This window comes from Nioella ostreopsis (assembly GCF_004000255.1).
GTDB classification, from domain to species: Bacteria; Pseudomonadota; Alphaproteobacteria; order Rhodobacterales; family Rhodobacteraceae; genus Nioella; species Nioella ostreopsis.
The window spans coordinates 69,947-83,245 of the sequence record NZ_RCIQ01000011.1; the positions used below are offsets into that span (position 1 = coordinate 69,947).

The 13,299-nt window shown below is 61.5% G+C and carries 11 protein-coding genes; 5 read left to right on the forward strand and 6 right to left on the reverse strand.

The features are described 5' to 3' along the window. Position 1: 1 nt before the first annotated feature. Genes EP237_RS12645 through EP237_RS12655 form a run of 3 tightly spaced genes read left to right on the forward strand, consistent with a single transcriptional unit; the run spans position 2 to position 1,144 of the window. Entirely contained in the window at positions 2-493 is a 492-nt protein-coding gene (locus tag EP237_RS12645; RefSeq protein ID WP_127561266.1) for a Na+/H+ antiporter subunit E, read from the forward strand. Continuing rightward, positions 490-759: a K+/H+ antiporter subunit F gene (locus EP237_RS12650; RefSeq protein ID WP_127561267.1), complete on the forward strand. Its 270-nt coding sequence runs from the start codon at positions 490-492 to the stop codon at positions 757-759. Before EP237_RS12645 ends, EP237_RS12650 begins: the two co-directional genes overlap by 4 nt. Positions 760-769: 10 nt before the next feature. After that, on the forward strand, positions 770-1,144 hold the full coding sequence (locus EP237_RS12655; protein ID WP_127561268.1) for a Na+/H+ antiporter subunit G: 375 nt from the start codon (positions 770-772) through the stop codon (positions 1,142-1,144). 58 nt (positions 1,145-1,202) lie between these two features. Here EP237_RS12655 and EP237_RS12660 read toward each other — a convergent pair whose 3' ends face one another. From EP237_RS12660 to EP237_RS12675, 4 genes are all read right to left on the reverse strand, one after another. Beyond that, complete coding sequence (locus EP237_RS12660; RefSeq protein WP_164744698.1) at positions 1,203-4,079, reverse strand: glycosyltransferase; 2,877 nt, start codon at positions 4,077-4,079, stop codon at positions 1,203-1,205. Beyond that, positions 4,076-6,208, reverse strand: a complete 2,133-nt coding sequence (locus EP237_RS12665; protein WP_127561270.1) for a glycosyltransferase family 2 protein — start codon at positions 6,206-6,208, stop codon at positions 4,076-4,078. Before EP237_RS12665 ends, EP237_RS12660 begins: the two co-directional genes overlap by 4 nt. A 5-nt stretch (positions 6,209-6,213) precedes the next feature. Then, entirely contained in the window at positions 6,214-6,714 is a 501-nt protein-coding gene (locus tag EP237_RS12670; RefSeq protein WP_127561271.1) for a M14 family metallopeptidase, read from the reverse strand. Between the two features lie 68 nt (positions 6,715-6,782). Beyond that, complete coding sequence (locus EP237_RS12675) at positions 6,783-8,240, reverse strand: mannose-1-phosphate guanylyltransferase/mannose-6-phosphate isomerase (RefSeq protein WP_127561272.1); 1,458 nt, start codon at positions 8,238-8,240, stop codon at positions 6,783-6,785. Between the two features lie 305 nt (positions 8,241-8,545). Here EP237_RS12675 and EP237_RS12680 point away from each other — a divergent pair, with 305 nt between their 5' ends. After that, on the forward strand, positions 8,546-10,579 hold the full coding sequence (locus EP237_RS12680) for an NADPH-dependent 2,4-dienoyl-CoA reductase (RefSeq protein WP_127561273.1): 2,034 nt from the start codon (positions 8,546-8,548) through the stop codon (positions 10,577-10,579). Positions 10,580-10,837: 258 nt separating this feature from the next. After that, positions 10,838-11,743: a LysR family transcriptional regulator gene (locus tag EP237_RS12685; RefSeq protein WP_127561274.1), complete on the forward strand. Its 906-nt coding sequence runs from the start codon at positions 10,838-10,840 to the stop codon at positions 11,741-11,743. A gap of 52 nt (positions 11,744-11,795) precedes the next feature. Here the strand turns inward: EP237_RS12685 and EP237_RS12690 are convergent, their stop codons facing one another. Together EP237_RS12690 and EP237_RS12695 are read right to left on the reverse strand one after the other, a co-directional pair. Further along, positions 11,796-12,725: an OmpA family protein gene (locus EP237_RS12690; protein ID WP_127561275.1), complete on the reverse strand. Its 930-nt coding sequence runs from the start codon at positions 12,723-12,725 to the stop codon at positions 11,796-11,798. Further along, entirely contained in the window at positions 12,722-13,297 is a 576-nt protein-coding gene (locus tag EP237_RS12695; RefSeq protein WP_127561276.1) for a peroxidase-related enzyme, read from the reverse strand. The genes EP237_RS12690 and EP237_RS12695 overlap by 4 nt, the downstream gene beginning before the upstream one ends. Positions 13,298-13,299 lie beyond the last annotated feature (2 nt).

A 13,299-nucleotide genomic window follows, 5' to 3' on the forward strand; every position in this document is an offset into this window, starting at 1 on the left:
CATGCTGACCCGTCTCATCCCGCATCCGCTTCTGAGCCTGACCCTCATCTGCGTCTGGCTTGGGCTTGTGAATACCTTCACCTTGGGCAACCTTATCCTCGGGTCGGTCTTCGGACTTTTCATCCCGATGTTCACTGCGGCCTACTGGCCCGACCGTCCCAGGATCGCCCGGCCATTCAAGGTCGCGGAATACATCCTTGTCGTGCTCTGGGATATTGTCGTGGCCAATGTGCAGGTGGCCTTGATCATCCTGTTCAAGCCCGAATCGAAGATTCGCTCGCAGTGGATCCCCATTCCGCTCGACCTTACCTCGGCCGAGGCGATCACCGTGCTTGCAGGCACGATCACCATGACTCCGGGCACGGTATCCGCGACGCTTTCCGCAGATGGCAGCGCGATCCTCGTGCATTGCCTGCATACCGAGGACCCCGATTCCGTCCGTGACGAGATCAAGACCAGATACGAACGCCGCCTGATGGAGATATTCCCATGATCGAATATGCCCTTACCTTCACGTTCGGTTGCTACGCCTTGGCCCTGTTGCTGAATCTCTGGCGCATCGCCATCGGCCCGGACGCGGCCGACAGGATCCTGGCCCTTGATACCATGGTGATCAACCTGATCGCCCTCTTGGTGCTTTATGGCGTCTGGCACAGCACCGCGATCTATTTCGAGGCCGCGATGCTGATCGCGATGGTCGGTTTCGTCTCAACGGTCGCCTATTGCCGCTTCCTGCTGCGCGGCGACATCATCGAATAGGACGAAAGACATGAGCATCGTCGCAGAAATCCTCGTCTCCTTTGCCCTTGTCGTGAGTGGTATCTTTGGGCTGGTGGGGTCCTTCGGTTTGGTCAAACTCAAGAACACGCTGCAACGCCTGCATGCCCCAACCAAGGCCACCAGCCTGGGTGTTGGCGGCGTGCTGATCGCCTCGATGATCTACTTCTATGCCAAGTACGGACAGGTCTCGTTTCACGAGCTTCTCATCACCCTGTTCCTGTTCCTGACGGCGCCGATCACAGCGAATTTCATCGCCAAGGCGTATATGGCGCGTAACCTTGGCGAAAAGGATGTCCCAGAGAGCACTGGGGACTATGGGTGGTCGATCTATGACGATCCGCCGAACATTACTTCGGACCGTTGAGGCACTCTCCGGGCCAATGAACCCGAGAGCCTGCTCATAGCGATGTAAACCGCACTCCCTAAGTAGCAGCGCTCCGATCCTCAGAAGGTCCGTCAGCTCTTTCAGTCGCGGCCATCTGGCTCAGGAGCAAGGCCCGCTTTCTGGCGGCGCGGCTGAGTTCCAGAAGACCGAGCCGCGCCACGGATATCGACATCACGGCATTGGCCACAGCGGCTGGATCATCCGCAGGCGTGGAAAAACCGGTTCGACCATGCTCGATCAATGTCGGCGGCGTTCCGCGATGATAGCAGATAACCGGGCGCCCGCCTGCCATTGCCTCCAGAGTCGTTCGACCGAAGGATTCCGCGAAGTGGGAGAGGACCAGCACAAGGTCCGTCTGTTCCACTGCGGCGACCGACCCATCGGCATAGCCTGTGTGAACCGTGTTGTCGGGAAGCGGGCCCAATGCCTTCAGATCGGCAGAGTCCGGCCCAATCAACAGGAACTTGCAACGCGCGTCAGGCGGGACGTTTTCCGTAGCCTCGGCTTTGGCAACCATGCGCGCAATCGAAACGAAATCCGCCACCCCCTTCTTGGCGATGTTGCTGCTGATCAGACCAACACGCAGAGACGGCCCGGGGGCAAAGGGCAGATCGAACAAGGCCGGATCGATTTCATTCGGCTGCACGGCGACGCGGTCGGGGCAGTCCAGCCAGTCTGCAACAGCGGGAGAATTCGCGATGAAGCGGTCGGCCTCTCTGAGGATGCGTCGCCTAAGACCGCGGGCGCTGTCACCAAGAATGCGGCACAGTTGCAGGTCTTCGGCGGGCAGTTCGCGCACATGCACGATCGACGGGCACCCTTCAGCCCGCGCCGCCACCAGAGGTGCATTCAGGACAATCGTATTCACATGCACTGCGGTCGGGCGATAGGTTCGGATCATGGCTCGTATCGCGGAAACCGTGTGTTCCGACACGGGGCGAAACCGATGTCGCCAGAGTTGCGGCAGGATCTCAACCGCTGCCGATCTTTTTCGCACGTCTTCCAGGTACTGCTTATTCACGGCGGATGGCAGCACCGTCACAGGAGCAATCCGGGGTCCATTGAGACCACTGCCAAGACGTTCCAATGCACGCAACAGGCTGCGCTCGGCCCCGAAAATCTGCCGATCGGCAGAATGCGCGAAGACAAGCGCGGTTTCGGCATCGCTGCCCGCCAGCGCCCCTTCAAACCGGAAGGGTTCAACCGGGGCCTTGTCGGGACGCTGTTCGTAATCCAGCAGCGGCACGGCCTGATTGTCCAGCTCTCGCAGTGCGCGCCATGCAGAATCCGAAAACAGCGGGCCGGGATCGCGGTCTTCCTGTCCGCCGGTTTCCAGATAGTGGCGCACAGGGTCGACATCCGCAGCCAGCACGTCCTTGTTCCGCGTCAGATACCAAAGCGTATCGAAATGCGAAGACCCGGATATCACGGCGTAGTCACTGCCTGCGGTCACTTCGTCGGCGGGTCGAAGCGCAGGTGGCGCTGGAAATGGCCGTTCCGTCGGATGTCTCGGAAGGTAAAGCGAGGCCGCCCGCGCCTCCCCGTCTGCGGTGCTGTCAAGCGAAGACATCCTGCTATCGTGCCAGTGCAGAGCGGCATCCAGATAGCATCGGCGTGGACCCCGGAACTGGGTCGAAAGGTGCGTGGCGGACGACAGCGTCAAGGATTGCGGTGCGTTGCGACCGAAAGCCAGGGGCACGCCGGGGTGCTGTTCGATCACCGCGTCAGAACCGAATGCGGCAAGCAGGCGATGATAGTATTCGGTATCGGCATTGACGCGCACACGGTCCCAGTACCCCACCCTCTCACGCATCTCCGCGCGAACCATTAGGGACGAGACATTGCGATAGACCCAGCCCTGCTCGATCCGCCAAAGCGACATTGAAAGGTCAGACCCCGTCCGAACCCAGTGCGACGCACAGGCGACCGGGCCGCTGTCGGCCAGAAGCGGCCCAACCTGTGCCTCGATCTTTTGCGGATGGGACCAGTCATCGGAATCATGAACGGTGAAGAACGCGCCACGGATGTCTGCAAGGCCGGTATTGCGGGCAATATAGGCGCCGCTGTTCTCTGGCAGACGAATGACCCTGATGCGGGGATCTGCCAGCGCCGCCTCTTCCGCAACGCCAGCGGTGTTGTCGGTGCTGGCATCATCCACCACGATGATCTCAAGATTGCGCCAGCTTTGGTCGGTCAGTCCTCGCAGACATGTGCCCAGGGTCGCCTCAGACTGATGGGCGGGGACAATGACACTGACAAGTGGACCCTGGTCAACCGGTGCAGGTGGGATCGGTGCTGTCAGCCTGTCCAGGCGTGGCAGCGTCCCCGGCAACAAGCCAATTCCAGCCAGACCGGTTGCCGCGTAGATCTCGGCTAGATGGTTGGAAACAACGTGATCCGGGGCGTTTTCGGCAACCGCAATCTCGATCTCTGACAGTGAAAGATCGGCGTGATCGCCGAACCGGTCCCTGGCTTTGCGCAAGAGCTCTTTCGCAACCGACAGCTCTCCGCACATGGTTGCGGCCTTTACGCCAAGAACCCAGGGGCCTTTGTGCGGAATGATCGCGGTGCCCAGTTCGCTACCATCGAAAAACGATCTGATAGCAGAATGCGCGGATTTCCAGCGTGATTTGCTGGCTGCATGACGCGCAAAAACCCATCCTGCGATCGCCCGTTCGCGAGCCGACCCGTTTTTCAGCAGCAGCCGCAGTTCGGGCAGAGCCTGCGCCTCGAATCCGCGCCATAGCTGATGATCGAGTTCCAATGCGCGCACCGGGCCGCCCATGCGCCCCTCTGCGTGGCCATGGGCTGCGTAGTGCTCCCATGGATCCAGCCCTGCCGCGCGAACGTCAGAATAGGTCGAGAGATACCAGACCGGATCAAACTCCTCTTTCGTGAAAGACGTCCCGATCATCTCAAAAGCCCATGCAGCGCGTCGAACGGGATCTTGGCACGCGCGACGCGACTGGCGCCCGACTTGATCAGGTCCTGTTTGATGGCACGATTTCCCGCCCACCATTCCACAGGGCCTGTCGTGAACCGGCGTGCAGAGGATTCGCAGGTGGAGGCATCGAAACGTTCCAAGCGCCGTCCTGACCCCGGAAGCGTGGCGACCGGAGAATAGCAGGCCAGAAGACGCACACTCTCGGCCCGCAACTCGGGCAGGGAACCGGGAAGCTCCAGCAACGCCTCCGGGTCTGGTGCGATCAGCAACGGGGCCGAGGCCGACTCTCCCGGGCAGAGCTGAAGCAGGCGCTGGCCGTCCAGAACTTCGCGCACTCTCGTGCAGAGGCGGAAGGAGGTGTCGAGCAAATCCGGCGCCAGAGGTCTGGCAAGCGGCACCAGCCCGACCGGGCCATCGGAAAGGGATGCCAGTTTCAGGCAGGTTTCCACCACCCAATCACCGTGTCTCAAATCCGCGGCCAGTACCAGGGACAGCTTGTAGCTGGATTGATCACGCCCTTTCATGATGCCGGGTGCAGGAAACGGGCGACTGTCTTCCGTGTAGTGCAGGTCGGCCACGGAGGCTGTGCGGTGGTGGTGTTCCTGCGCATCGAGATAGACCAGACGAGCGCCAGTGACATAGCCGTCGATGGACAGGGGGCCAGTTCGAACCGCGGACCCTTCCCGGTCGCGCAGCATCGCCAGCGGGCCGGTCATTCCGGAAATGACGGAGGCAGGCCCGAAAACCCGGCGTATTCGCCGTATCAATTCATTGTCCGCCGCGACACGAACAGAGTCCCAACATCCCAAGGCATCCACCACGGGCTGTCGTCTGAACAGCAGGGACGCCGTGTTCTCCGTCAGAAAACTCGCCTCCGGGCTCAGACGTGTCAATGTCAGGTCAGAATGCATGCGCACATGCTCGGACGTGCAGGCGATTGCTGTGCCGCTCTCAAGCATCAGCTCCATCTGCACGGTAATCCGGTCGGGGTGGCACCAATCGTCCGCGTCATGAAGCGTAACGTATTCACCACGCGCCATGGCAAGCCCGGCGTTGCGTGCTGCATAGGCACCGCCGTTTTGCGAGAGCCGTTTCAGCTGGATACGGGGATCGGCTCTTGCTGCATCTAGGGCGACCTGCGCGGTTCCATCGCTGCTGGCGTCGTCAATGACAATGATCTCAAGGTTGCGCCAGCTTTGGTCTGCAACGGCGCGCAATGCGGTTGGAAGGGTGTCTTCCGCCTGATGGGCCGCGATCAGGACGGAAACCAGCGGCCCGTCTACGGGCTGGGGCGCGCGCTTGGGGGTCAGGCGGTCATAGGCCAGGCTTCTCGTGTCATCGCACAAGGTCAATTCGCCAAGGCCGTATGCCGCAAGCGCCCGGTTGATCAGCCTCAGGCGACCGATTTCCGAGGCTTCGAAGCCTGCCAGCGCAAACCAGCTTTCGTCGCACAGCAGATCCCGCATTTGCCAGTCGCGGATGCCTTCGTCCGACGGGGCTGGCTGTCCCGCCAATGCATCAGCAACAAGGGCGACGGTCAGCAGACGACTGCGCAGAGAGGGGTCCGTCGCCGAGACAAGGGCCTTGTGGGCGCACCGACCTGCCGTTGTCGCGCTGTCCGGGGATTGGGTCATCCGCCATTGCCGAAGGTGCCAAAGCGCCAGGTCACGGCCAGCGAAGCCCGCAGCATCGCCCGTTTCCTCATCCGCGAGGCGCTGGAGCCTCTCAAGGGCGGATGACTGTCCAAACACGTTCAGCCGATTGCGGAGCACATCGCTTTTCGCACGCGCTCGCAAGATTGGGTCTTGTTGAAAGGGATTGGCCGCGCGGCCCTCTGACGCGCCGTATTGCAGGTAGTGCGTCAGCGCATCCATGCCGCTGTCTGCAACTTCACGGAAGCAGGCCAGATAAGCGCGGGTGTCGAACTCCGGTCCGGGGCTGCGCCCAAGGTCCCAACCGATCTTCAGAAAATGATCCAACGGGTCCAGCCCGGCCAAGGCCACGTCCCCGTTCCGCGTCGCGTACCATTCCGCGTCGAACAGGACGGAGTCCTCCAGCAATTTTGCACGGGTCGTGTCTATGGTGGTTTCGCCGGACATTGAGTCTAGCCTCCGGCGGTTGGACCAAGCCGCCGACCTTCCGCTTGTCCGTGTAAAACGTAATGAGCCAGAGCAGGCCAGCCCGCCTCGGCAACATCCGGATTGGCGCTATAATATGCGTTAGTCTGGAAATCCGGGCCTGGATCATGCCCCGCAAACGCGCCACGCAGCAAGTAATGGGTCACGGCCTTGTCCGGGCTTTCGCATTCGGGGTAGCGCGCGGCGTACCAGTTTGCGTCGAAATAGCGGCTTTTTGACAATGCGTTCGCCTGATGACGCAGCATCAGGCGATGGCGCATCCTTGCCATGCGTGTTTTCAGCCATCCTCGGCTGTTACCAGTTGGCTTCTGGCGTGTGTTCTGGGTAATGACGGTCTCGTCCGACTTTCGCAGCAAAGCGAGAATTTCCGCATCCCGCTGCGCCAGTTCAGCCCGAAGTGACAGAATTTCTGCCCGCAGCATCGCCAGCACTTCTGCATCGGGCTGATTTCTGTCCATTTCGCTCATTAGTCATCCGATTGGTGACAGATACGGTTACTCTTTGCCTCTACGCATTCCATGACCTCTTCGCAGCGTCACCCTTTCGCGCCTTGCCCGCGGGAATAGACATCCTCGTACCGAATGATGTCGTCCTCACCCAGATAGCTGCCCGTCTGGACCTCGATCAGCACCATGTCGACCTTCCCCGGGTTTTCCATCCTGTGCACGGCTCCGAGAGGAATGTAGACGGACTGGTTTTCGGAAACCAGCTTGACCGTATCATCTACCGTAACCTTCGCCGTACCCTGCACGACGATCCAGTGTTCCGATCTGTGATGATGGCTCTGAAGGCTGAGGCTCGCGCCCGGCTTGACCACGATTCGTTTGACCTGAAACCGCTCGCCGAGCACCAGCGTTTCGAAATGCCCCCATGGGCGGTAGTCAATGGGCAGGGCTTCTGCCTGACGGGCACCTTTTGCGGCAAGGCTCTGAACGGCGAGTTTCACGTCCTGCGTTCTGTTGATATCGGCAATCAACACCGCATCCGGCATGGCAATGGCAACGATGCCATCCAGGCCAAGCCCGACAAGTTCCTGATCCGGGTGCTCTGACCGAAGCAGTGAATTCTTGCAGTCGATGGCCGTTACCGGTCCAGCACAGGCAACACCATCGGAATCGATTGCGCTTTGATCGCGAACCGCGCTCCAGCTTCCCAGATCGCTCCAACTGCCGCGGAAGGGAACCACGCTGAGATTGTCGGCCTTCTCCATGACTGCATAGTCGATCGAGATGTTCTGCACCTCTGCCCAGGGCTTCGGGGCCAGCCGGAAGAACCCGAGATCCGGTTCGCCCTGCTCCACAGCGGCGCGAACGGGTGTCACAAGATCAGGCGCATGGCGCTCGAAGGCGGAGATGATGTCCTTGGCGGCGAACAGGAAAATACCCGCGTTCCAAAGGAACCCGCCATCGGCAACCATCTGTTCGGCCGTGGTCTGGTCGGGCTTCTCGACAAAGCGTTCCAGCTTGTAGGCCGCGTCCTTGTCATGCGTTCCAGCCAGTTTCAGGTATCCATACCCGGTTTCCGGGTAACTGGGGGCGATGCCGAACGTCACGAGATCGCCGTTCAGGGCTGCGCCTGCCGCCAGTTCCAGTGCCGCTGCAAATGCATCGGCATCCGGCAGGATATGATCGGATGGCGCGACAAGCAGCAGGGCCTCGGGGGACGTCTTGGCAATGTGCAACGCGGCCGCCAGAACCGCCGGGGCCGTATTTCGCCCCTCTGGCTCGATCAGGATGGCACCCGGATCAATGCCGATGTCCTGCAATTGTTCGGTCACGACAAAGCGAAAGTCGGATCCGGTCAGGATCGTAGGCGCAGCAAAGGTGACCGCGCCGCGCGTGCCGGTCATGCGTTCTGCGCATCGTTGATAGAGCGACCGGTCGCCAATCAACTGAACAAACTGTTTGGGATAGCTCTTGCGCGACAAGGGCCAAAGCCGGGTCCCCGAACCGCCACACAATACCAATGGATGAATTTCAAATGTCGATTGCATAATTGGTTTTCCAACTTGGTACTGAAATCCATGGCCGCAGACAACACCACGACCCGCCATTGGTAGATCACATGCCTTGTTCACTTTGAAGGGTCAAGTTCGCGCATGTGCGACCAACGCCTTCGGCTATGCCTTGCCAGCATACCCCATCCCGTCGCACCCGCCCCGGTGCGCGGATTATTCCCCATGCTCGCCGCAACGCCCCTTCTCTCCAAACCCACAGGCCGTAACTCCCCAGGTGACGCGGCGTAGAGGGTGACAGTCCGCCCGCCTTGCGCCATCTTTGCGCATCGGAGGACCCTGACATGACGCACGCGCTATACCCCCATCTTCTGGCCCCGCTGGACCTTGGCTTCACCACGTTGAAGAACCGGGTGCTCATGGGCTCCATGCATACCGGGCTGGAGGAAACCAAGGACTGGCCCCGGGTGGCGGAGTTCTATGCGGAACGCGCGCGCGGGGGGGCTGCGCTGATCGTGACGGGGGGCATGGCGCCCAACAAGGAAGGCGGCGTGTTTCCGGGCGCGGCGGGGCTGTTCACCGATCAGGACATTGCCAATCACCGGGTGATCACCGATGCGGTTCATGCAGCCGACGGCAAGATCGCCATGCAGATCCTGCATGCGGGACGCTATGCCTATTCGCCTGATTGTGTGTCTGCCTCTCCCATCAAATCGCCGATCTCGCCCTTCCCGCCGAAGGAATTGGATGAGGAGGGGATCGAGAAGCAGATCAGCGATATCGTCACCGCAGCCGTGCGGGCGCGCGAGGCCGGCTATGATGGCGTCGAGGTGATGGGGTCGGAGGGCTATTTCCTTAACCAGTTTATCGTGAAACACACCAACAAGCGCACCGACCGGTGGGGCGGCAGCTATGAGAACCGCATTCGCCTGCCCATTGAGGTGGTGCGCCGCGTGCGCGAGGCCGTGGGGCTGGATTTCATCGTCATCTATCGCCTGTCGATGATCGACCTTGTGCCCGAAGGGTCCACCTTCGACGAGGTCGTGCAGCTGGCGCAGGAGATCGAGACAGCAGGGGCCACGATCATCAATACCGGCATCGGCTGGCACGAGGCGCGGATTCCCACGATTGCCACAAGCGTCCCGCGCAAGGCCTTTGCCTGGGTGACGAAGAAGCTGATGGGCAAGGTGGGCATCCCGGTGATCACCTCGAACCGGATCAACATGCCGGATGTGGGCGAAGAGGTGCTGGCCGAGGGTTGCGCCGATATGGTGTCCATGGCGAGGCCCTTCCTCGCCGATGCGCATTTCGTGGCCAAGGCGGCGGAAGGCCGGGCCGATGAGATTGCGCCATGTATCGCCTGTAATCAGGCCTGTCTGGACCACACGTTCAGCGGCAAGCTGACCTCCTGCCTCGTGAACCCGCGCGCCTGCCATGAGACCGAGCTGCGCTATGAGCCGACGGATACGCCCAAGCGGGTCGCCATCGTGGGTGCGGGTGCGGCGGGTGTGATGACGGCGGTGATCGCCGCGGAGCGCGGGCATTCCGTGACGCTGTTCGAGAAGGCCGACAAGGTGGGCGGGCAGCTCAACATGGCCAAGCAGATCCCCGGTAAGGAGGAGTTCTTCGGCCTTGTCGACTGGTTCGAAACCATGCTGGCGCGGGCGGGCGTTGACCTGCGCCTTGGCACCGAGGCGGGGCCGGAGCAGTTGGACGGGTTCGACGAGGTGGTGATTGCCACCGGCATCATCCCCCGCGATCCCGGCATTCCCGGGCAGGACGGGCCGAATGTGCTGTCATACATCGACGTGCTATCGAAGAAGGCCCCGGTTGGTGACAAGGTCGCCATCATCGGCGCGGGCGGCATCGGGTTCGATGTGGCCGAGTACCTGGTGCATGAGGGCGAAAGTCCGACCGAGGATTTGGACCTGTGGAAACGCGAATGGGGCGTGGGCGATCCGTCAACCGATCGGGGCGGCCTGGCTGCCAGCGGCCCGAAGCCCGAGGCCCCGGCCCGGCAGGTGACCTTGCTGCAACGCAAGAACGAGCGGCTTGGCAAGCGGCTTGGCAAGACCACCGGCTGGATTCACCGCGCCGCGCTGAAGATGAAGGCGGTCGAAATGGTGGGCGGCGTGAATTACGAGCGCATCGACTCGGATGGGCTGCATGTGAGCTATGGCGAGGCGCGGGAGAATCCGACGCTGATAGCGGCGGATACGATTGTTCTTTGCGCTGGGCAGCTGTCGGAACGGTCGCTGGCGGATCGGCTGGTAGCGGCGGGCAAGCGCGTGCATGTGATCGGTGGGGCGGACGTCGCGGCTGAACTCGATGCCAAGCGGGCCATCAATCAGGGCGCGCGGTTGGCTGCAAGCCTCTGACCAGGGGTGTTTCGCCGCCTTACGGCGTCGACCCGCGGGGGGATCCTCCCCCGCACCCCCCTGAGGTATTTTTGCCAAGATGAAAGGACGTTCGACGAGACGCCCGCGCCCCGGTGACGGTCGGACTGTGTCATTTTTTGTTTCTCCGCCCTTAACGATCCCCGGTAATACCCGGCTTTGGCCTGTAGTGCTCCGCAATCGCGCCGCATTTGGAAACGATACCAATATGCGAAACGAAAAGAGCACACAGGTGACCCAATGGACCGTCTTACGGAAATGGAAGCCTTCGCCACAGTCGTGGACCAGGGGGGGTTCACGGATGCGGCCAAGAAAATGGGGATCTCGAAATCTGCTGTATCGAAGCATGTTTCGAGCCTTGAAACCCGGCTCGGCGCACGGTTGCTGAACCGCACAACCCGGCGCGTCAGCCCGACCGAAATCGGCCTGGCCTATTACGATCGTGCCCGGCGCGTGTTGAACGACGCAGGCGAGGCAGATGCGCTGGTGACCGCGATGCAATCGGCACCGTCTGGCATGCTGCGCGTATCGGTGGCGACGGATTTCGGGGTGAACCACCTGTCGCCCATCCTTGGCGACTTCCTGCATTCCTATCCCGATATCACCGTCAACATGGTGCTGAACAACCGCTATGTGGAGCTGATTTCCGAGGGGTTCGACATGGCCATCCGGGTGGGTGAGCTGGAGGACAGTTCCCTGCGCGCCCGCAAGCTGACGGAAACCACCAAGCGGATGATCGCCAGCCCCGACTATTTCAGGAAATTCGGCCGACCCGAACGGATCGACGATCTGAACGATCACAAGCTGCTGCACTATTCCAACCAGGCGGCGGGCAATGTGTGGAAGATCACCGCGCCCTCTGGCGAAGTGCGTCAGGTGCGGACCGCGGGATCGCTCACGGTCAATGATGGTCAGTCGCTGCTGAATGCCGCCATTGGCGGGCTCGGCATCGCCTACCTGCCCAGTTTCCTCTACGCCGATGCCGTGCGGCAGGGCCTGCTGGAAGATGCAATCCCGGATCTGCCGGAAGAAACCCAAGGCATCTACGCGATCTATCCGCCGGGCCGCTACACGCAGCCCAAGGTGCGCGCCTTCATCGACTTCCTCGTCGACCAGTTCCGCGATAAGGGCCCCGGCGACTGGTGACCATCTGACAATTCAAGGTTCATGCCGACCCCGCCATCCCCGGCGGGGCACCTTAGCGGGTTGAAGTCACGACGACTTCAACCCGCCTGTTTTGTTGGCGGCCTTCATCGCTGGCATTGTTGGCGCGCGGGGCCAGATAGCCGACGCCCTCGGCCCCCAGTTGCGCGCCATCGACCCCGAGCGTCTGGATCAGGTAACCACGCACCGCCTCGGCCCGGGCCCGGCTGAGCGCGATATTCCCTTCAAGCGAGCCTTCCGCATCCGTATGGCCCACCAGCACGACGCGCGTTTCGGGATTGTCGTTCAGGAAGGCGGCCAGATCCATCAGGGACGGGTAATCTCCCTCTGCCAGCGTCGATGACCCAGTGGAGAAGCTGAGATCGGCCAGCGTAGCGGTGCCCTGAACCGTCAGGCTTTCGCGGATATCGACGATTTCATCCCCGTCAGGCGACCGGGTGGACACCGCGACCGAAACGGGCGTCATATCCGCGGGGCTGATGCGGACCATGTGGATATAGCCGCGCAGGCCGCCGCGAGAGGTCAACACACCCACATACTCGGTGCCGGCCTCGCCCTCCAACTGAGCGACGAAATAGGAATAATCGCCCAGATCCACATGCATCGCCGGTTCCGGCGTCACATCCATGGCGAAGCGGAAGTCGAAACCACCGCAGAGCGTCGCATCGCAGGCAAAGACCGGGGCGTAACCCTGCGCCTCGATCTGCGCGCGCAGGGGGGCCATCAGTTGGGCGCTGTTGCCGCTGAAATCCTCCACCTGCCAGACGGATCGCGCCAACGCGCCCTCCACCGTCATCATCTCGGCCCCGGTGCCCAGCCACGGACTGACCGGCAGGCTGTAATAAGTCGCGCTCTCGGTTTCCTCATGCGACAGCTGCGCCACGCCCGGAAGTTCCAGCTCCAACGCGTGGAGCGGAAGGGCGGCGGCCAGCGCCACAAGGGATATGAGAGCGCCCCGGATCACCTGTTCATGCCGTGATATTCATCATTGGGCCGCATATCGACGGCAGAGGCCATTCGATTGGTCATGTTGAAGAAGCTGGCGACAGAGGCGATGTCGAAGATATCGCGGTCGGAAAAACCCACATCGCGCAGGGTCTGCCGGTCCTCTTCCTCGATCTTGTAGCTCGCTTCCGTCATCTGCACGGCGAAATCCAGCATTGCGCGCTGGCGCGGGTCCAGATCGGCCACGCGGTAGTTCATCACCAGCATTTCGCCCAGTTTCGGATCGCCCGACAGGGCGCGCACGGCCTGACCATGGGCGGTGAGGCAATAGAAACAGCGGTTCACGGCAGAGACGACCACGGCGATCATCTCGCGCTCCAGCTTGCTGAGGTTGCTTTGCCCCAGCATCAGGTCGTTATACATCGCAGTAAAGGCGTTCAGCTTGTCCACGTCAAACGCATAGGACGCCAGCACATTGGGGATCATCCCAAGCTTCTCATCACAGATGTCGAAATATTTCTGCGTCGCCTCTGGCAGCGGGTCCAGCGGCGGCAGGTTCAGCGCGGTCGCGTTCGGGTTCGGTTTCGCCACGG

Bases quoted from the DNA above. Each gene is read 5' to 3' on its own strand.
- EP237_RS12645 (WP_127561266.1), top strand. From the start codon at position 2: ATGCTGACCCGTCTCATCCCGCATCCGCTTCTGAGCCTGACCCTCATC.
- EP237_RS12650 (WP_127561267.1), top strand. From the start codon at position 490: ATGATCGAATATGCCCTTACCTTCACGTTCGGTTGCTACGCCTTGGCC.
- EP237_RS12655 (WP_127561268.1), top strand. From the start codon at position 770: ATGAGCATCGTCGCAGAAATCCTCGTCTCCTTTGCCCTTGTCGTGAGT.
- EP237_RS12660 (WP_164744698.1), bottom strand. From the start codon at position 4,079: ATGATCGGGACGTCTTTCACGAAAGAGGAGTTTGATCCGGTCTGGTAT.
- EP237_RS12665 (WP_127561270.1), bottom strand. From the start codon at position 6,208: ATGTCCGGCGAAACCACCATAGACACGACCCGTGCAAAATTGCTGGAG.
- EP237_RS12670 (WP_127561271.1), bottom strand. From the start codon at position 6,714: ATGAGCGAAATGGACAGAAATCAGCCCGATGCAGAAGTGCTGGCGATG.
- EP237_RS12675 (WP_127561272.1), bottom strand. From the start codon at position 8,240: ATGCAATCGACATTTGAAATTCATCCATTGGTATTGTGTGGCGGTTCG.
- EP237_RS12680 (WP_127561273.1), top strand. From the start codon at position 8,546: ATGACGCACGCGCTATACCCCCATCTTCTGGCCCCGCTGGACCTTGGC.
- EP237_RS12685 (WP_127561274.1), top strand. From the start codon at position 10,838: ATGGACCGTCTTACGGAAATGGAAGCCTTCGCCACAGTCGTGGACCAG.